The 18865-nt window shown below is 64.6% G+C and carries 12 protein-coding genes and 1 pseudogene; 3 read left to right on the forward strand and 10 right to left on the reverse strand.

The annotated features are described in order from the left end of the window. The 4 genes and pseudogenes from ABZE94_RS11590 to ABZE94_RS11605 form a co-directional block, all read right to left on the reverse strand. A pseudogene (locus tag ABZE94_RS11590) lies at positions 1 to 1958 on the reverse strand (mechanosensitive channel MscK); the annotation flags it as partial. A gap of 81 nt (positions 1959 to 2039) precedes the next feature. Then, complete coding sequence (locus ABZE94_RS11595) at positions 2040 to 3785, reverse strand: potassium/proton antiporter (protein WP_372875671.1); 1746 nt, start codon at positions 3783 to 3785, stop codon at positions 2040 to 2042. A gap of 135 nt (positions 3786 to 3920) precedes the next feature. Further along, complete coding sequence (locus ABZE94_RS11600) at positions 3921 to 5723, reverse strand: acyl-CoA dehydrogenase (RefSeq protein ID WP_372875672.1); 1803 nt, start codon at positions 5721 to 5723, stop codon at positions 3921 to 3923. A gap of 175 nt (positions 5724 to 5898) precedes the next feature. After that, positions 5899 to 6951 (reverse strand): NAD(P)H-dependent flavin oxidoreductase, encoded by a 1053-nt coding sequence (locus tag ABZE94_RS11605; protein ID WP_372875673.1) that lies wholly within the window; start codon positions 6949 to 6951, stop codon positions 5899 to 5901. Positions 6952 to 7085: 134 nt separating this feature from the next. Here ABZE94_RS11605 and ABZE94_RS11610 point away from each other — a divergent pair, with 134 nt between their 5' ends. Further along, complete coding sequence (locus ABZE94_RS11610) at positions 7086 to 7946, forward strand: 23S rRNA (adenine(2030)-N(6))-methyltransferase RlmJ (protein ID WP_372875674.1); 861 nt, start codon at positions 7086 to 7088, stop codon at positions 7944 to 7946. 137 nt (positions 7947 to 8083) lie between these two features. Here the strand turns inward: ABZE94_RS11610 and msrA are convergent, their stop codons facing one another. Further along, a complete protein-coding gene (gene msrA, locus ABZE94_RS11615; RefSeq protein WP_372875675.1) occupies positions 8084 to 8731 on the reverse strand; it encodes a peptide-methionine (S)-S-oxide reductase MsrA in 648 nt (215 codons plus the stop codon). 67 nt (positions 8732 to 8798) lie between these two features. Then, a complete protein-coding gene (locus ABZE94_RS11620) occupies positions 8799 to 11426 on the reverse strand; it encodes a putative bifunctional diguanylate cyclase/phosphodiesterase (protein WP_372875676.1) in 2628 nt (875 codons plus the stop codon). A 77-nt stretch (positions 11427 to 11503) separates the two neighbouring features. Between ABZE94_RS11620 and ABZE94_RS11625 the strand changes: the two genes are divergently transcribed. Both ABZE94_RS11625 and ABZE94_RS11630 read left to right on the forward strand, forming a co-directional pair. Continuing rightward, the gene (locus tag ABZE94_RS11625; RefSeq protein WP_372875677.1) at positions 11504 to 12031 is read left to right on the forward strand and encodes a hypothetical protein; all 528 of its coding nucleotides are present in this window, start codon (positions 11504 to 11506) and stop codon (positions 12029 to 12031) included. Positions 12032 to 12148: 117 nt separating this feature from the next. Further along, on the forward strand, positions 12149 to 12532 hold the full coding sequence (locus tag ABZE94_RS11630; protein ID WP_372875678.1) for a DUF3775 domain-containing protein: 384 nt from the start codon (positions 12149 to 12151) through the stop codon (positions 12530 to 12532). Between the two features lie 26 nt (positions 12533 to 12558). On the opposite strand, the gene polX is transcribed toward ABZE94_RS11630, so the two are convergent. The 4 genes from polX to aceE form a co-directional block, all read right to left on the reverse strand. Beyond that, positions 12559 to 14307: a DNA polymerase/3'-5' exonuclease PolX gene (gene polX / locus ABZE94_RS11635; protein WP_372875679.1), complete on the reverse strand. Its 1749-nt coding sequence runs from the start codon at positions 14305 to 14307 to the stop codon at positions 12559 to 12561. Between the two features lie 30 nt (positions 14308 to 14337). After that, the gene (locus ABZE94_RS11640; protein WP_372875680.1) at positions 14338 to 14793 is read right to left on the reverse strand and encodes a CBS domain-containing protein; all 456 of its coding nucleotides are present in this window, start codon (positions 14791 to 14793) and stop codon (positions 14338 to 14340) included. 315 nt (positions 14794 to 15108) lie between these two features. Further along, a complete protein-coding gene (gene aceF / locus ABZE94_RS11645) occupies positions 15109 to 16749 on the reverse strand; it encodes a dihydrolipoyllysine-residue acetyltransferase (RefSeq protein ID WP_372875681.1) in 1641 nt (546 codons plus the stop codon). A gap of 11 nt (positions 16750 to 16760) precedes the next feature. Beyond that, positions 16761 to 18865 (reverse strand): pyruvate dehydrogenase (acetyl-transferring), homodimeric type (gene aceE, locus ABZE94_RS11650; RefSeq protein WP_372875682.1); only part of this gene is annotated, 2105 nt, incomplete at its 5' end.

The raw sequence follows: 18865 nt of genomic DNA on the forward strand, positions 1-18865 counted from the left end.
CCGTAACAGGCCAGCACCACGCCGATACCGATGACATCTTCGGCCAGGGCAGCGGGCTGGTGCTCGGCCACGGCGACCACGCCGGCCAGGGCCATGACCACCAGGCCGAGACGGCGAATCTGCCGATGGAGGAAAATCACCTGCGCGCGCGGCCAGCGGAAATGCAGCTCGGCCACCCCGCCCGGAGCGAGCACCCGGTAGAGGGTGTAGAACACCAGCCAGGCCTGGGCCATCTCGAACATGGCCGCACCGAGGTTGACGTTCTGCCCGCGGGCGTCCATCTGCAGGGCGAAGCCGCACAGGGCCAGGAACAGGGTGCCGGGCAGCGCCAGCAGCAGGTTGAGGAGAATGGCCAGGGGCGTATGCAGCTGGCTGTCACGCTTGAAGTGGCCGATGTCCTGGTGCAGCTCGTTGAGCTTGCGGTACAGGTAGCCGCGCTTCCACAGCAGCAGGCCGATCAGCAACAGCAGCGGCAGAAACAACAGCGGACGCTCGATCAGGCCGGCACCCAGCTCGCGCAGACTGGAACCCCATGGCAGGTCGTCTATCTGCCGTTCCAGCAGGCGCGGCACGCTGGTGAACCAGTCGAGATCCAGTGGCTTGTTGCTGGGGATCCAGAACATCTGCTCATCCAGGGTCTCGCGCAGGGTACGGGCGCTGCTTTGCAGCTGCTTCTGGTTGAGCTGCAGGGTGATCGACTCGTTGAGCAACGCATTGAGCTCGCGATTGAGGCGTTCCAGCAGCCCGCGCCGCGTCTCCATCAGGTCGAGCAGGGCCGTGCGTAATTCGGCGCTGACGTTTTCGGCGGGTTGCTTGGCGAGCAACTGATCGACATAGACGCCGGGGTTGCTGAGCTGCTCACGCTGCTGGTTCAGCTCGAACTGGTAGAGACGGATGTCGGCGATTTCATTGGCCAGGCCGTTATCCAGCGCCAGCTTGGGCAAGGCCTGCTTTTGCTGGTAGAGGATTTTCGACAGCAGCAGGCTGCCCTGCAGCACGTCGATCTGTTCATCCAGGGCCTGGTCGATCTGATTGAGGGCGTCCAGTTGCTGACGGGTCTGCAGGTTCTGCTGGGTCAGTTGATTGAGGCGCTCGGTGGCGCGCAGCAGGTAGTCGGACAGCTTGAGGTTGCGGATGCTGACGCTGGTCAGGAGCTTGTCTGAGCCGGCCTTCTGCGCCTCGATCGATTGTTCGGCGACGGTTTTTTCGGACAGCGCGCGGCGTTTCTGGTTGATCAGCGATTGCAGGTCGAGCAGCTCCTGATCCAGGCGTTTGATTCGCTCATCGAGCAGGTCGCGCTGGCTGCTTCCCAGATCCTGCAATAGGTTGTTGCCCGCCAGCTCCTCGCGCCGCAGCAGGTTTTTCGCATTCAGCGCGGCGAGTTCGGCGTTGAGCAGGTCGCGCCGTTCGGCGGTCAGCGATTTACCGTCTTCCTTACCGTTTTTCAGGGCGTTGTTGATCTCCTGAATACGCGTCTGGTTGTTGCTGATCTCCGTCTGCGCCCGTTCGGGACGGGTCTGCGCGGTGATGATCAGGCTGTTGGCATCGATGATCTGTTTCTGCCAGTCGTTCAACTGAGCGCTGCGCTCGCTGAGCAGTTGCTCCAGTTGCGGCGCCGCCGTATCGGCATAGCGTTGGGCGATCGGGGTAGGTTCACTGGCCTTGAGACGGGTCAGTTCACGCTGCGCTTCACTGATCAGTTGCGGCGCCTGCTCGAGTTGCTTCTTGAGATCGGCCAGGCGTTTTTCGCTGTCGGCTTGCTGATTGAGCAGCTCGAGGGTTTTCTCCAGGGTCTGCTTGAGGGTCGATTGCTCGCCTTCCGGCAGTTTGCGCTCGGCCAGGTTCTCCAGACTGCGCTGCACATCGGCGCGTAGCGGCGACTCGGCGGCGAGGCTCAAGGACGTATTCAGGCAAAGCCCGAGCAGAAGTACGGCAAGACAGGTGCGTAAAGAGACCATGGTCACGATCGGGCGGCTCGAAAAGACGCTGAGTTTAACAGGCTGCTGAATGGCTTGATGCAGGAGGTTTGCCGCAGGCCGTCAGAGGAACTGGCCGGGCCCCGGACGACTGCCTTCGGGAAATTTGACCCCGACTTTACGGATCTTGTTACCTTCCATCGCCGCCACCGTCCAGGTCAGGCCCTGCCATTCGACCTGGTCGCCAATCACCGGTTCCCCGCCGATTTCATGGGCGATGAACCGCCCCAGGCTCTGCTGGCTGTTGATGCCATCCAGCTTAAGACCATAGAGCGCCGCCACGGCGTCGAGTTCGGCATCGCCTTCGAGGACGAAATCGCCGAAAAAGCGCAGATCCTGGCCACGCTTGGGGGCCTGGCTGAACAGTTTGCCCAGGGCTGGCAGGTCGTGTTCGTGGCCAACCACGCAGAGCAGGTCGCCGGCCTGCAGCTTGGTGCTGCCGGAGGGGTGGAGCAGTTCCTTGCCGCGGAACAACGCGGCGATGCGCGTGCCTTCGGGCATCTTCAGTTCGCGCAGGGCGGCGCCGATGCACCATTTTTCCGCGCCCAGGCGGTAGATGAACAGCTCCCACTGGCTGGTCGGGTGCACGTCCAAGCCGGCGCGCGACACCGGGACCGGCTCCGACGGCACGGTGACGCGCAGCAGCTTGGCCGCCCAGGGCAGGCTGGTGCCCTGCAGCAGCAGGGAGACCAGGACGATGAAGAAGGCCACGTTGAAGAACAGCTGGGCATTCGCCAGGCCGGCCATCAGCGGGAACACCGCGAGGATGATCGGCACCGCGCCACGCAAGCCGACCCAGGCGATGAAGGCGCGCTCGCGGTCATGGAAACCCTTGAAGGGCAGCAGGCCGATAAAAATCGATAGCGGTCGGGCGAACAGGATCATCCACAGGGCCAGGCCGAGGGCCGGCAGGGCAATCGGCAGCAGTTCACGGGGCGTGACCAGCAGGCCGAGCACCAGGAACATGCCGATCTGCGCCAGCCAGGCCAGGCCGTCGAGCATGTGCAGGATGCCGTGTCGGGAGCGGATCGGCCGATAGCCGAGCAGCAGGCCGCACAGGTAGATGGCCAGGATGCCGCTACCGCCCACGGCATTGGTGATGGCGAAGATGATCAGCCCGCCGCTGACCACCAGCAGGGGATAGAGGCCGTTGGCCAGTTCCATGCGGTTGACCAGGTTGAGCAGCAGCCAGCCGCCGCCCAGGCCAAACAGTGCGCCTATGCCGAATTGCTGGAGCAATTGCAGGAGCAGCGACCAGCTCAAGCCATCCTGGCCGCTGGCAAGCATGGCGATCAGGGTGACGGTGAGGAACACCGCCATGGGGTCGTTGCTGCCGGATTCGATTTCCAGGGTGGCGCTGACCCGTTCGTTGAGGCCGCGCCCGCCGAGCAGGCTGAATACCGCGGCGGCGTCGGTGGAGCCGACGATGGCGCCGATCAGCAACCCCTCCATCCAGCTCAGGTCGAACAGCCAGGCGGCGGCCATGCCGGTCAGCCCGGCGGTGATCAGCACCCCCACCGTGGCCAGCGACAGGGAGGGCCACAGGGCCACGCGGAAACTGGAGACGCGGGTACGCATGCCGCCATCGAGCAGGATGATCGCCAGGGCCAGGTTGCCCACCAGGTAGGCCAGTGGGTAATTGTCGAAGAGGATGCCGCCGGGACCGTCGGTGCCGGCGAGCATGCCGACCGCGAGGAAGATCACCAGGATGGGAATGCCGAAGCGTGCGCCGAAGGCGCTGACCAGAATGCTCAAGGCCACCAGCAATGCACCGATCAAGAACAGATTATTGATGGTGCTGGCGTCCAAGGAGGTGCTCCGGGTCGAAAGGCGATCGCACCGATATGCATGGTGCGTGCCAGCGATTCTAACCTGCGTTTTTACCCAGCTGTCAAAAAAAACGCCCCGCGTAAGCGAGGCGTTGCTTGACTCGCCCTGGCTATCTTAGAACCAGGCGTCCTGCATGCCCAGGCAGGTGTCGTCACGCGTTTCGAGAATCTCCAGTGCATGGTGGCAGCCCGGCACTTCCCAGGTCAGGAAGTAACGTGCGGCCTGCAGCTTGCCTTTATAGAAGTCGCTATCCGCTGGATTGCCGGCCGCCAGGCCCTGTTCGGCCTTGATCGCCTGCTCCAGCCAGCGCCAGCCGATCACCATATGGCCGAAGACGTTCAGGTACAGCGCCGAGTTGGCCAGACCTTCATTGACCTTGCCGCTCTGCAGGTCGCCCAGCAGCGCCAGGGTCACCGCCGACAGGCGCGCCAGCAGTTGCTCCAGGGGCTGACGCAGGGCGTTCAGCGACTCGTGTTCGCTGGCCTGCTGGCAGCTGTCCTGGATCAGCTTGACCAGTTGCTTGAGCGCCGCACCGCCGTTCATCGACACCTTGCGCCCGAGCAGGTCGAGCGACTGGATGCCGTGGGTGCCTTCGTGGATCGGGTTGAGGCGGTTGTCGCGGTAGTACTGCTCCACCGGGTAATCGCGGGTGTAGCCGTGGCCGCCGAGAATCTGGATCGCCAGCTCGTTGGCCTTGAGGCAGAACTCCGACGGCCAGGACTTGACGATCGGGGTCAGCAGATCCAGCAGTTCCAGGGCGGTACGCCGCTGCTCTGCGGTTTCCAGGGTCTGGGTGTCATCGAACAGGCGCGCGGCATACAGGCCGAGGTCGAAGGCGCCTTCGACATAGGCCTTCTGCGTGAGCAGCATGCGCCGCACGTCGGCGTGCTCGATGATCGCCACCTGGCTCGAGGTCGGATCCTTGCCATCCGGCAGGCGACCTTGCGGGCGCTGGCGCGCGTAATCGAGCGAGTACAGGTAGCCGGCGTAGCCGAGCATCACCGCGCCCATGCCGACGCCGATGCGCGCCTCGTTCATCATCTGGAACATGTAGGAAAGGCCGGCATGCGGCTTGCCCACCAGATAGCCGACGCACTCGCCGTTATCACCGAAGTTCAGTGCGGTGGAGGTGGTGCCGCGAAAACCCATCTTGTGGAACAGGCCGGCGAGGATCACGTCGTTGCGCTTGCCCAGGGAGCCATCATCGTTGACCAGGAACTTGGGCACGATAAACAGCGAGATGCCCTTCACCCCGGGCGGTGCGTCCGGCAGCTTGGCCAGGACCATGTGCACGATGTTTTCCGATAGCGCATGGTCGCCGCCGGAGATGAAGATCTTGTTGCCCTTGAGCCGGTAAGTGCCGTCGCCGGCCGGTTCGGCGCGGGTGCGCAGATCCGACAGCGATGAGCCGGCATGCGGCTCGGTCAGGGCCATGGTGCCGAAGAAGCGGCCGTCGATCATCGGCTGCAGGAAGCGCTGCTTCTGCTCTGGATTGCCGAAAGCCTCGATCAGGTTGGCCGCGCCCATGGTCAGGAACGGGTAGGCGATGGTCCCTGCGTTGGCCGACTGGAAGTGGGCGAAGCAGGCCTGGGACAGCAGGTTGGGCAACTGCATACCGCCAGTTTCGAAGTCTCTTGTGGCATTGAGGAAGCCCGCCTCGAGGAAGGCGTCGACCGCCGGCTTGACCTCGGGGATCAGCACCGCGGCGCCGTCGACGTACTCGGGCTCGTGCTCGTCGCTCTTGCGGTTATGCGGGGCGAACAGGTTTTCGGCGATGCTGCGCGCGGTGTCGATGGCCGCATCGAAGGTCTCGCGGCTGTGATCGGCGAAGCGCTCGCGCTGGATCAGGGCTTCGGCGTCGAGCACTTCATAAAGTTCGAAGGCCAGGTTGCGGGAACTGAGCAGGGACTCGGACATGGGTAAACCTCCGGATAGTATGCGCCGAGTCTAAGCAGGCCTAGGCGCGGCTCCCAGCACTATCAACAAGCGTGATAACGGGCCGTTGGGCCGGGTGCGGCCCGGGGTGGGGGTAGCCCGGATTAGCCGTGGCGCAATCCGGGAACAGCTCGCGGATTACTGCGCCTGCCGTGCTTTATCCGGGCCACGGGGCAAAGCCTCTGGCCAGTTCGGCGGTCAGTTCGGCGGCGCCGATGCGCTTGCAGCCGCTGACATTCTGTCCGGCCCAGAGCGGCGAGAAGTCGCCGCTGCCCTGGCTTTCCGCCTTGGCGCGCAAGGGGGCGATGGCGGCAGTGGCCAGGGGGAAGTCCGGTGCCAGCATGCTGATCGGTCCCAGTTCACGCATCAGCCGGTTGACGATCCCCCGCGCCGGGCGGCCGCTGAACAGGTTGGTCAGGGCGGTATGCCGCGCCTGCGGGCTCTGCAGGGCGGCGCGGTGCAGGGCGCTGGTGGTCGTCTCCGGACAGCAGAGGTACGCCGTGCCGATCTGCACCCCGGCCGCGCCCAGGGCCATGGCCGCACGGATGCCCTGGGCATCGGCAATGCCGCCCGCGGCGATCACCGGCAGGCGCACCGCGTCCACGATCTGCGGCAGTAGGGCGAAGGTGCCGAGCTGGCGGCTGATGTCCATGTCGAGGAAGTGCCCGCGATGACCACCGGCTTCCAGGCCCTGGGCGATCAGCGCATCGACGCCCTGTTCCTCAAGCCACAGGGCCTCCTCGAGCGTGGTCGCCGAACTGAGGATCCTTGCTCCGCAGGCTTTGACGCGGGCCAGGAGTTCCGCGCTCGGCAGGCCGAAATGGAAACTCACTACCGCCGGACGGAACTCTTCCAGCACCTCGGCCAGCTCGGCACTGAATGGCTGGCGACCGGGGCCGCTGGCGATATCGGCCGGGTCGATGCCTAACTCGCTATAGTAAGGGCGCAGGGCTTCACGCCAGGCTGCCTCGCGCGCAGCATCGGCGGGTGGCGGGGTGTGGCAGAAGAAGTTGAGGTTGTAGGGCTTGGCGGTCTTGGCCGCCAGCGCCGCCAGCTCTGCGCGCAACCCGGCCGCGTCGAGCAGGGCGCAGGGCAGCGAGCCGAGGCCGCCGGCGTTCGACACGGCCGCCGCCAGCGCATGATTCTGCACCCCGGCCATGGGGGCCTGGATCAAGGGAAGGTCGATGCCCAACAGGCGTTGCAGTGGCATAAGGTTGCGCTCCATGAGGTTCCGTTGGTCAGGAGGCATCACCATAGCCAGTTGCAGCTGGCACTGGCCAGCGCAAATGCCGGCGCGGCAGTGCATGGCGGCCTGTTAAACTGCGCGGCCACAGGAGTCCGCCCATGAACTACCGCCATGCCTTCCACGCCGGCAACCACGCCGACGTGCTGAAACACTACATTCTCAGCCGTCTGATCGCTCTGCTGTCGCGCAAGGAGGCGCCGTTCGCCTACCTCGACAGCCACGCCGGTGTCGGCCTGTACGACCTGCAGGGCGATCAGGCCAGCCGCACCGGCGAGTGGCTGCAAGGCATCGCCCGCCTGTGGCAGGCCGAGGAGGTGCCGGATCAACTGGTCGACTACCTGGAAGTGATCCGCGCCATGAACCCCGATGGCGTGCTGCGCCATTATCCCGGCTCGCCGGAACTGGCGCGCCTGCTGACGCGCGAACAGGATCGCCTGCACCTCAACGAGAAGCACCCGGAAGACGGTCGCCTGCTCAAGGAAAACATGGCCGGCGACCGGCGCGTCGCCGTGCACCTGGGCGAAGGCTGGCATGTGCCGCGCGCCTTGCTGCCGACCCGCGAGAAGCGCGTGCTGCTGCTGATCGACCCGCCCTTCGAGCAGGCCGACGAACAGGAACGCTGCGTGCAGGCGTTGAACGAGGCCATCGGCCGGATGCGTCAGGCGGTGGTGGCGATCTGGTACCCGATCAAGGAACTGGGCCAGCTCCGGCGCTTCTACCGCGACCTGGAAAAGAGCAACGCGCCCAAGCTGCTGCGCATCGAGCTCTATGTGCATCCCGCCGAGGACGCACAGCGCCTGAACGGTTCCGGCCTGGTGATCAGCAACCCGCCCTGGGGTCTGGAGGACGAACTCAAGCAGGTCCTGCCCTGGCTGACCACGCTGCTCGGGCAAAGCCAGGCCGGCTGGCGCATGGACTGGCTGATCGAGGAGCAAGCTGCAGGCGGTAGGTTGGGTTGAGGAGCGCACCGACGAAGCCCAACAGGGAGTGCGCAGCACTCCGCCCGACGTCCTGAACTCGTAGGGCGGGTGCAACCCGCCGTGCTTTCTTGAATTGTGGCGGGTTGCACCCACCCTGCAAGGCTTGCAGCTGCCGGCTACGCCGGCAAGCACACCCCGGTGCCGCCCAGGCCGCAATAGCCGCCGGGGTTCTTCGCCAGGTATTGCTGGTGGTAGGCCTCGGCGTAGTAGAAGGGCGGGGCCTCGGCGATCTCGGTGGTGATGGGGCCGAAGCCGGCCTGTTCCAGCTCGGCTTGAAACTGCGCCTGGCTGGCTTTGGCGGCGGCCAGTTGCGCGGCGCCGTAGCAGTAGATCGCCGAGCGGTACTGGCTGCCGCTGTCGTTGCCCTGGCGCATGCCCTGGGTCGGGTTGTGCGACTCCCAGAAGACTTTCAGCAGCGCCTCGTAACTGGTCTGTTGCGGGTCGAACACCACCAGTACCGCTTCGGTGTGGCCGGTCAGGCCGGAGCAGGTTTCCTCGTAGGTCGGGTTGGGCGTATGGCCGCCGGCGTAGCCGACGGCGGTGGTCCACACCCCCGGTTGCTGCCAGAAACGTCGTTCGGCGCCCCAGAAACAGCCGAGGGCGAAGACTGCCTGCTGCATGCCAGCGGGGAAAGGCCCCTGCAACGGGTGACCGTTGACGTAATGGGCGTCCGGTACGGGCAGCGGCGTCTCGCGGCCGGGCAGAGCCTGCTCGGCGCTGGGCAGTTCGAGTTGGTGGGCAAGAATTTGCGAACGCAGAACCATGGGCCATTTCCTCGGCGTGGGCATATATGTAGATAGACTGCCGCCTGGCTGCGGCGTTACAGGCAGTTTAACTCCGGCAGGGATAGCGCTGCAGTCTGGCGATCAGTTCGCCGGCGGCGATCGGCCGGTCGAACAGGTAGCCCTGGCCGATGTCGCAGTGCTGGCGCCGGAGGAAGCCCAGTTGCGCGGCGGTTTCGATGCCTTCGGCGACCACCTTGAGCTTGAGCTTATGGGCCATGGCAATCACTGCCGAGGTGATTTCCATGTCGTCCTGATCTTCCGGGATGTCCTTGATGAAGCTGCGGTCGATCTTGATCACGTCGATGGGGTATTTCTTCAGGTAGCTGAGCGACGAATAGCCGGTGCCGAAGTCGTCCATCGCCAGGGTCAGGCCCAGGCTTTTCAGGCGGCTGAGTTGGTGGCGGGTGTCGTCGGTGGCTTCCAGCAGCAGGCTTTCGGTCAGTTCCAGCTCCAGCAGGTGTGGCGCCAGCAGCTCCTCGTGCAGGATCGCGGCGATCGAGCCTACCAGGTCGGGGTCGGAGAACTGCTTGGGCGACAGGTTGATCGCCACCTGCAGGTGGCCCAGGCCGGCTGCGGTCAACTGCTTGCTCATGTGGCAGGCCTGGCGCACCACCCATTTGCCGATGGGGATGATCAGCCCGGTTTCCTCGGCCACGCCGATGAACTGGTCCGGCTGGATCATGCCTTTCTCCGGGTGCTGCCAGCGCAGCAGCGCCTCCATGCCGACCAGCTGGCCAGTCCTCAGGCACAGCTTGGGTTGGTAGAACACCTCCAGCTCGTTCTGGGTCAGCGCGCGGCGCAGGTTGTTTTCGACGAACAGTTTGTAGTCGGCCTCGGCGTTCAGGGCCTCGGTGAAGACCTGCAGCTGGTGCTTGCCGTTGGCCTTGGCCTTGTGCAGCGCCAGGCCGGCATGCTTCATCAGGGTCTGTGGATCCACCCCGTGTTCTGGCGTGCTGGCTACGCCCACCGAGCCGGTGACGCTGATCAATTGGTTGTCGACGAACAGTGGCTTGTCCAGGGTGTGCAATACCTGGTGGGCCAGCTGTTGGGCGCCGGCTAGGTCGGCGGCTTCCAGCAGAATGGCGAATTCGTTGCTGGCGAAGCGCGCGAGTATGCCGCTAGGCGTGAGGCTGTTGCGCAGGCGCCGGGCCAGGCTGATGAGCAGCTTGTCGCCGGTCTGGTGGCCGAGGCTGTCGTTGATCCGCTTGAAATTGTCGATGTCCACCAGCAGCAGGCTGAAGGGTTTGCCGTCATCGCTGGCAAAGCGGCGTTCCAGGGCGCGGATGAAGGCGTAGCGGTTACCCAGGCCGGTGAGGCTGTCGCTGTAGGCCAGGCGTTCGATGCGTTGCTGGGCCTGCTTGGTTTCGGTGATGTCTTCGTAGATGCCGATGTAATGGGTCAGGGTGCCGTCGTCGGCATGCACCTTGGAGATCGACAATTGTCCCCAGTAGGGGTCGAGGTTCTTGCGTCGGCTCTTGAACTCGCCTTGCCAGCTGTTGTGTTCGGAGAGGCTGGCAGGCGCATCGAAGAGCAGCTCGCCGAGGTTTTCCAGGGCCGGCAGCTCGGACAGGCGGCGGCCTTGTACCTCGGCGGTGCTGTACAGGGTGATGGCGGTAAAACTCGGGTTGACGTACTCCACCAGCCCGTCGCGATCGATCAGGATAAAGGCGCTGGCGCTCTGCTCGACGGCACGCTTGAACAGGTGCAGTTCGCTGGTGGCGCTGCGCCGCTGTTGATTGCTCAGCACTTGCGCGTACTGATCGGCCAGTTCGCCGGCAAAGGCAATTTCGTCGGCATGCCAGACGCGCCGAGAGCCGGTGTGCTCCAGGCACAGCACGCCGACCACTTCGCCGCCGACCCGGATGCTGGCATCGAGCATGGCCTCGATGCCCAGGGGGTGCAGGTAGCTCGCCGACATCTCACGGGTGCGTGGATCGAGTGAGGCGTCGTGGGCATCGATCGCCCGGCCACCGTGCAGTGCCCGCAGGTAGTCGGGGCATTCGCCGATGTCGATCGGCATGGTCTGTTCATGACGGTCTATATCGCGGCGAAACAGGGCCGCGGGCTCAAGGCTGGTACCATTGAGCATCCAGATGCTCGCCCGTGCCACGTCATAGGCGTGGCAGGCCGTACGGGTGATCAGTTCGGCGGCCTCACGCAGCGGGTCGCTGGTGCTGTAGCGCTGGCGTGCCAGGCGCACGATCAGGCTTTGCTGGGCATGCGAGCGCTGTTGGCGCTCTTGTTCTGCACCGCTTGCTGCGGAAGGGAGCGGAGCGCGGGTGTCGGCGGTGGCTATCAGGTAGCCGCGCAACAGGTGCCGGCCGTGTTGTTTGAACGGTTCGCCCATTTCCATCAGGCAGACGGGGCCGTGCGCGGTATGCAGGGTGTAATTCACCAGATAATGCGCTTGCTGCGCCAGTTGCAGCTGAATGCTGTCATGCAGCCGATGGCGAGCTTCGGGCTCCATCAGGCAGGCATAGGGGGCATCGAACAGTGCGCAGAGTTCGCTGGCGGGGATACCGAACTGACGTTCGCAGGCCGGGTCTATAAATAATAGCGTCCAGCTTGCCTCGTTCAACCGTTCGAAGCGCAGCATGCCGAGCCTCGACGGCACTGGCAACTGCGTCACAACCTCGGAGGCTAACCGGCTCACTGCATCGGTATGGCTTTTCATCAAGCGGCTGGCTTCCAGTATGCTGGCTGAGGCGAGGGTTGGGCTCACTTCACTATAGCGTCGAGTAAGGGTGCATCATGCATTTGCGACTGACAAGAAAACTAATTCACGCAGTGTGTTTGCTTGGTTGCCTGACTGCAGCGCCGGCCTTGGCCAGCGAGCCGGCAGCGGGGCTGAGCAGCGCCGAACAGGCCGGTTATCTGGCCGATTTGCAGCGCCTGTACCTGAGCCAGGACGAGCGCCAGGCCCTGCTCCTGCATAGCAATGCGCTGCTGACCACCTACGCCCTGCGCGCCGGCTTCCAGGTGGGGCAGGCGCAACCTCAGGATCTGCTCTACCAGTTGCGCCTTGGCGAGCCCGGTGAGCTGCTGGTGCGCGAGGAGATCCGTGGCCAAGGCAACGACGTGGCCGTGCGCAACCAGCGCATTGCGCTGTTCGGCGTCGACCCGTTTATCCGTTACGACTGCCCAGCCAGCGGCATCAGTTGCGTGCTGTACAACCCAGTCGACGGCAAGCCGCTGCTGACCATCGTGCGCGATCACCAGGGCGCCGCCGAACTGGCCAAGGCGCTGAGCTTTTTGATCCGCAAGGTGCAGAGGGGCTGAGAGGTGCAGGTGATGTACCGCCTGGCGCCACGGGGGCGGCGGGGCTGGAAAAATCCACCGGCCAGGACGATGCTTGAGGTGAACCGCTGACACCGCTGAAGAGAAGGGGGTGCACCGATGCTGGACGTCAATCCCGAAACTGTTTGCCGACTGATTGCCCTCGCCCGAGTGTTTCACGCCAAAGAGGCGGTGGTCATTCCTGAGCAGCCGATCAGCCCCAGCGACGACTGGGCGCTGCAGGCGCTCGCCGACCATGCGGGTGACGAGGTATTCCTCGAGTTCAAATCGATCGTCGATGACCTGGAGCCTGACCAGCAGCAACAGGTCGTGGCCTTGCTCTGGCTGGGGCGTGGCGACGGTACGCTGGAGGACTGGGCGGAATTGCTCGGGCAGGCGCAGGACGACTGGAATCCAAGCACCGCCGAGTATCTGATCGCCCATCCCTTCCTCGCGGATCATCTGCTGGAAGCCCTGGACATGCAGGGTTACGCGTGCGAGTGAGCGATCCGGCAAGCGCGCCGGCCGCTTCAGCGCGACTGGCGCAGCAGCCGCAGTAACTGCGCCAGGCTGCGGCTATTGAGCACGTCCTCAGCTTCCAGCCAGCCACGTCGGGCCTGGTCGATGCCGTAGCTGTGCAGGTCGAAATCGGCCGTGCGATGGGCGTCGGAGGCGATACTCAGGAGCACGCCTTGCGCCTTGGCCAGCCGGCAATAGTGCGCGTTCAGGTCGAGGCGTTGCGGCTGCGCATTCAACTCCAGGTAACAGCCGCGCTGCTGCGCATGCTCGATGATCGCCTCGATATCCAGCGGGTAGCCTTCGCGTTCCTGCAGCAGGCGGCCAGTCGGGTGCGCGAGGATGGTGAAGTAGCGCGAGTCCATGGCGCGGCGGATGCGTTGTGTCTGCTGCTTTACGGGCAAGTTGAAGTGGCTGTGCACCGCGCCGACGACGATGTCCAGGCGTGCCAGCAGGGCGTCGGGCATGTCCAGGGTGCCGTCGGCGAGGATATCGACCTCGATGCCCTTGAGCAGCGTCAGGCTCTGCAACTCGTCGTTGAGTCGGTCGATTTCGTCCAGTTGGCGCCGCAGGCGATCGGCGTCCAGGCCGTGGGCGATGCTCAGGCGCCGCGAATGTTCGGTGATGGCCAGGTACTGCCAGCCGCGCTGCTGGGCCGCCATGGCCATTTCGCGCAGGCTGTTGTGGCCGTCGCTGGCGCGGGTATGGCAATGCAGGTCGCCGCGCAAGTCGTCGAGTTCGATCAGCCTGGGCAGGCCGCCGTGCTCGGCGGCAACGATCTCGCCGGTATCCTCGCGCAGTTCGGGGGGGATCCAGGGCAGGCCCAGGGCCTGGTAGATGTCCACTTCTTGACGCCCGGCCAACTGCTCGCCGTTGCGGTACAGGCCGTACTCGTTGAGTTTGCAGCCTTGCGCCCGCGCTCGACGGCGCAGGGCGATGCCGTGGGCCTTGCTGCCGGTGAAGTACTGCAGGGCCGCACCAAAACTGGCGGCGGCGACGATCCGCAGGTCAACCTGCATGCCGCCATGCAGGCGCAGGCTGGCGCGGGTCGCTCCGGCCGCCATGACCCTCTCGATGGCGGGATAGCGCAGCGCCTCGGCCATTACCCGGCTGCCTTTTGGATCTGCCTGCAGCAGGATATCCAGGTCGCCGACGGTGTCGCGTCGGCGCCGGTAGCTGCCGGCGATGACGGCGGCCTCGACCATGGCCAGGCCGCGCAAATAGTCCAGCAGGGGTTCGGCCTGGGCGGCGGCCTGCGGCAACAGATAGCGTCGCTCGGTGCTGGTCTTGGCGCTCACCGCTTGCTGCAGGCGCTCGGTCAGGCGCGGGCCGAAGCCGCTCAGCTGCCGCACCCGGTCGTCCGCCAGGGCCTGCTGCAGGCTTGCCAGCGAGTCGACGGCCAGTTCCTGATACAGCTGGCGCACCCGCTTGGGACCAATGCCGGGCAGGTGCAGCAACTCGCTCAGCCCCGCCGGGACTTCGCGCTGCAGGCGTCGCAGCAGCGCGCAATCGCCCGTGCGGACGATTTCGTCGATTTTCTCCGACAGGTCGTGACCGATGCCCGGCAGCTTGGGCAGCGCGCTGCCGCTGGCGATCCGCTCGGCGAACGACAGCTCCTGGCTGCGTACCGTGCGCGCCGCATTGCGGTAGGCGCGTATGCGAAACGGGTTGGCGGCCTCCATCTCCAGCAGGTCGGCAATCTCCTCGAAGATCTGCGCGATGCGCGGGTTGTCGACCGCCGTGGCCGGCGGATGGCGAGGCATGCTCGGGTTCCCTTGACGCAGGCGGCGCTACTACGGCTGCTGTTCGGCTTCCAGCCAACCCTGGCAGGTCGCCAGCCGAGCCAGGTCGTGCAGGCCGTCGGCCAGTACGCCGAGCAGGTCGTCGGCGGCGATGATGCCGACCAGCACGCCCCGTTCATCGACCACCGGCAGGCGGCGCACGCCGCCGAGGCGCATCTTGGCGATGACGTCGAAGACATCCTCCTGTTCTTGTACCGTGATCAGCTCGCGCCGCTGGAAGTCGCCGACGGCCACGCGGCTCAGATCGCTCTCGTCGTTGGCGACCAGGTCGAGCACGATATCGCGGTCGGTGATGATGCCCACCGGCATGAAATCGCCCTCGTCGGTGGGCTCGACCAGTACCAGGTCGCCGACATGGTAGTCGCGCATCAGCCGCGCGGCGGCGGCAACCGAGTCGGTGGGGGACGCCGCGACTATTTCGCGGCAGCAGTATTGGCCAATGGCCATGATGTCACCTCCTTGCACGCGTGCATGAACCTGCTGATGGCGTTACCGCGGGTGCGATACGTTCACCATGGGCTCGTGCTTGGCCGGGGGTTTTGATCTGCATCAGTTTGCAGTGAATCGGGTTGACCACCCCCGGTTTCGGCGGATGGATGGAAGATAGAGGCGGGTGGCGATACTGCTAGGGGGAGAGTCGCCGCTAACCCAGAGGCTGCACGCAATCGGTAACGGGGACGGCGCCCCCCCCCAAAAAAAACCCCGCCAAACAGGGCGGGGTTGAGGGACGAGCGTGGCGTGCTCGAAAGTTGAAACTTGGGGTTACAGCAGCATGCTGCGGATGTCTGCCAGCACGTCGCTGAGGCGCTTGGTAAAGCGCGCGGCAGCGGCGCCGTTGATCACCCGGTGGTCGTAGGACAGCGACAGCGGCAGCATCAGCTTGGGCTGGAACGCCTTGCCATCCCAGACCGGCTGGATGGTCGCCTTGCTCACGCCGAGAATCGCCACTTCCGGTGCGTTGACGATCGGCGTAAAGCCGGTGCCGCCAATGTGGCCGAGGCTGGAGATGGTGAAGCAGGCGCCTTGCATGTCGTCGGCGGAGAGCTTCTTGCTCCGTGCCTTCTCTGCCAGGGCGGCGGCTTCGCCGGCCAGCTGCAACAGGCTCTTCTGGTCGACGTTCTTGATAACCGGGACCAGCAGGCCGTCCGGGGTGTCCACGGCGAAGCCGATGTTCACGTACTTCTTGCGGATGATCGCCTTGCCGCTCGGCGCCAGGGAACTGTTGAAGTCCGGCAGTTCCTTGAGCAGGAAGGCGCAGGCCTTGAGCAGCAGCGGCAGCACGGTGAGCTTGACCCCGGCTTTCTCGGCCACGGCTTTCTGCGCGACGCGGAAGGCTTCCAGCTCGGTGATGTCGGCCGAGTCGAACTGGGTCACGTGCGGCACGTTGAGCCAGCTGCGGTGCAGATTGGCGGCGCCGACCTGCATCAGGCGGGTCATGGCCACTTCTTCGATTTCGCCGAACTTGCTGAAGTCCACCACCGGGATCGGCGGAATGCCGGCGCCGCCGCTGGCGCCAGCGGGCGCCTCCTTGGCCTTCTGCAGCAGCGCCTTGACGTGTACCTGCACATCTTCCTTGAGGATCCGGCCTTTAGGGCCGCTGCCGGGTACGGCAGACAGTTCGACGCCGAAGTCGCGGGCCAACTGGCGTACGGCCGGACCGGCATGCACCTTGTTGCCGCTGGTAACTGCAGGCGCGGCCGCAGCGCTGGCGGCGGCTGCCGCCAACTTGGCGATGGCGTTGACTTCGGCGACTACCGCCGGGTCGGCGCCAGGAGGGGTTTTATGCACCTCCGCCGATGGCGCTGCCGTCGGCGCTGTAGGCGCTGCGGCTCCAGCCACTTTCAGCTTGAGGATCAGATCGCCGGTGCCGACGTCGGCGTCCAGCTTGACCTCGACACTTTCCACCACGCCGGCAACCGGCGAGGGGATTTCCATGCTGGCCTTGTCGGATTCCAGGGTGATCAGCGACTGGTCGGCTTCGACCCTGTCACCGGTCTTGACCAGGATCTCGATGACCTTGGCCTTGCCGGCCGAGCCGATGTCCGGAACATGGATGTCCTGTACGGACGACGCTGCAGGCGCCGCAGCAGCGGGTGCCGGAGCGGCTGCCTTGGGGGCTTCGGCAGGCGCGGGCGCTGCTGCAGCCGGAGCCGCGGTAGCGTCGCTGGCGCCTTCGACTTCCAGCTCGAGCAGTTCGTCGCCTTCTTTCAGGCGGTCGCCCAGCTTGACTTTCAGGCTTTTGACCACCCCGGCTTTCGGCGCCGGGATTTCCATGCTGGCCTTGTCCGATTCGAGGGTCAGCAGGCTCTGATCGGCTTCGATGCGATCACCAACCTTGACGAACAACTCGATGACTTCGCCTTCACCACTGCCGATATCGGGTACGCGGATTAGTTCGCTCACAGTGCGTCTCCTTAACAGTCCAGTGGGTTGAGTTTTTCCGGGCTGATGCCGAACTTGGCGATGGCCTCGGCCACCACTTTAGGTTCGATATCACCGCGGTCGGCGAGGGCTTCGAGGGCAGCCAGGACCACCCAGTTGCGATCCACTTCGAAGAAGTGACGCAGTTTCTTGCGGCTGTCGCTACGGCCGAAACCGTCGGTGCCCAGCACCTTGTATTCCTTGCTCGGGACCCATTGGCGAATCTGGTCGGCGAACAGCTTCATGTAGTCGGTGCTGGCAATGATCGGGCCTTGGCGGCCAGTCAGGCACTGCTCGACATACGACAGCTTGGGCTTCTGCTCGGGATGCAGGCGGTTGTTGCGCTCCACCGCCAGGCCGTCGCGGCGCAGTTCGTTGAAGCTGGTGACGCTCCACACATCGGCGCCGACGTTGAACTGCTCGCGGAGGATCTTCGCCGCCTCGCGCACTTCGCGCAGGATGGTGCCGGAACCAAGCAGCTGCACGTGATGGGCGGCTTCCTTCTTGTCCTCTTCGAGCAGGTACATGCCCTTGACGATGCCTTCCTCGACACCTGCGGGCATGGCCGGCTGCTGATAGGACTCGTTCATCACGGTGATGTAGTAGAAGACGTCCTGCTGCTCTTCGGTCATCTTCTTCATGCCGTCCTGGATGATCACCGCCAGCTCATAGCCGTAGGTCGGATCAAAGGTTCGGCAGTTGGGAATGGTCGAGGCCATGATGTGGCTGTGACCATCTTCGTGCTGCAGGCCTTCGCCGTTGAGCGTGGTGCGCCCGGCGGTGCCGCCGATCAGGAAGCCACGGGTGCGGCTGTCGCCAGCGGCCCAGGCCAGGTCGCCGATACGCTGGAAGCCGAACATCGAATAGAAGATGTAGAACGGCAGCATCGGCTGGTTATGGCAGCTGTAGCTGGTGCCCGCGGCGATAAAGGAGCTCATGGCGCCGGCTTCGTTGATGCCTTCTTCGAGGATCTGACCCTTCTTGTCCTCGCGGTAGAACATCACCTGGTCTTTGTCCACCGGCTCGTAGAGCTGGCCGACCGAGGAGTAGATGCCGAGCTGGCGGAACATGCCTTCCATGCCGAAGGTACGTGCTTCGTCCGGGATGATCGGCACGATGCGCTGGCCGATGTCCTTGTCCTTGACCAGTTGCGCGAGGATGCGCACGAAGGCCATGGTGGTGGAGACTTCACGATCGCCGGAGCCGTCGAGGATGGCCTTGAGGGTGTCCAGTGGCGGGGTCGGGATGCTGAAACTCTTGGCGCGGCGCTGCGGTACGAAACCGCCCAGCGCTGTACGGCGCTCGCTCAGGTAGCGCGCTTCTGCGCTGCCTTCTTCCGGCTTGATGAACGGCAGGTTTTCCAGTTCGTCGTTTTTCACCGGAATGTCGAAGCGGTCGCGGAACTGCTTGAGGCTGTCGACGTCGACCTTCTTGGTGTTGTGCGCGGTGTTCTTCGCTTCACCCGCGCCGGTGCCATAACCCTTGACGGTCTTGGCCAGGATCACGGTCGGCTGTTCTTTGTGGTTGACCGCCTGGTGGTAGGCCGCATAGACCTTGTACGGGTCGTGACCGCCACGGTTGAGCTTCCAGATTTCCTCGTCGGAGAGGTCCTTGACCATCTCTTTCAGCTCGGGGCTGTTGAAAAAGTGCTCACGGACGAAGGCGCCGTCCTTGGCCTTGTAGTTCTGGTACTCGCCGTCGATGACTTCGTCCATGCGGCGCTGCAGGATGCCGTCGACATCCTTGGCCAGCAGTGGATCCCAGAAGCGGCCCCAGACCACCTTGTTGACGTTCCAGCCACCACCACGGAACACGCCTTCGAGCTCCTGGATGATCTTGCCGTTGCCGCGTACCGGGCCATCGAGGCGCTGCAGGTTGCAGTTGATGACGAAGATCAGGTTGTCGAGTTTCTCGCGGCCAGCCAGGGAGATCGCGCCGAGGGATTCCGGCTCGTCGCATTCGCCGTCGCCGAGGAAGCACCAGACTTTCTGCTTGCCGGCCGGGATGAAACCGCGGGCTTCCAGGTACTTCATGAAGCGTGCCTGGTAGATTGCCTGGATCGGACCCAGGCCCATGGACACGGTAGGGAACTGCCAGA

Origin of the sequence: Pseudomonas sp. (genome assembly GCF_041601375.1) — a bacterium.
In the GTDB taxonomy this organism is placed as follows: domain Bacteria; phylum Pseudomonadota; class Gammaproteobacteria; order Pseudomonadales; family Pseudomonadaceae; genus Aquipseudomonas.

Coding starts and splice junctions, on each gene's coding strand:
- ABZE94_RS11640 (WP_372875680.1), bottom strand. CDS start 14,793: ATGGCCATTGGCCAATACTGCTGCCGCGAAATAGTCGCGGCGTCCCCC.
- ABZE94_RS11630 (WP_372875678.1), top strand. CDS start 12,149: ATGCTGGACGTCAATCCCGAAACTGTTTGCCGACTGATTGCCCTCGCC.
- ABZE94_RS11625 (WP_372875677.1), top strand. CDS start 11,504: ATGCATTTGCGACTGACAAGAAAACTAATTCACGCAGTGTGTTTGCTT.
- ABZE94_RS11605 (WP_372875673.1), bottom strand. CDS start 6,951: ATGCCACTGCAACGCCTGTTGGGCATCGACCTTCCCTTGATCCAGGCC.
- polX (WP_372875679.1), bottom strand. CDS start 14,307: ATGCCTCGCCATCCGCCGGCCACGGCGGTCGACAACCCGCGCATCGCG.
- ABZE94_RS11610 (WP_372875674.1), top strand. CDS start 7,086: ATGAACTACCGCCATGCCTTCCACGCCGGCAACCACGCCGACGTGCTG.
- msrA (WP_372875675.1), bottom strand. CDS start 8,731: ATGGTTCTGCGTTCGCAAATTCTTGCCCACCAACTCGAACTGCCCAGC.
- ABZE94_RS11620 (WP_372875676.1), bottom strand. CDS start 11,426: ATGAAAAGCCATACCGATGCAGTGAGCCGGTTAGCCTCCGAGGTTGTG.
- ABZE94_RS11600 (WP_372875672.1), bottom strand. CDS start 5,723: ATGTCCGAGTCCCTGCTCAGTTCCCGCAACCTGGCCTTCGAACTTTAT.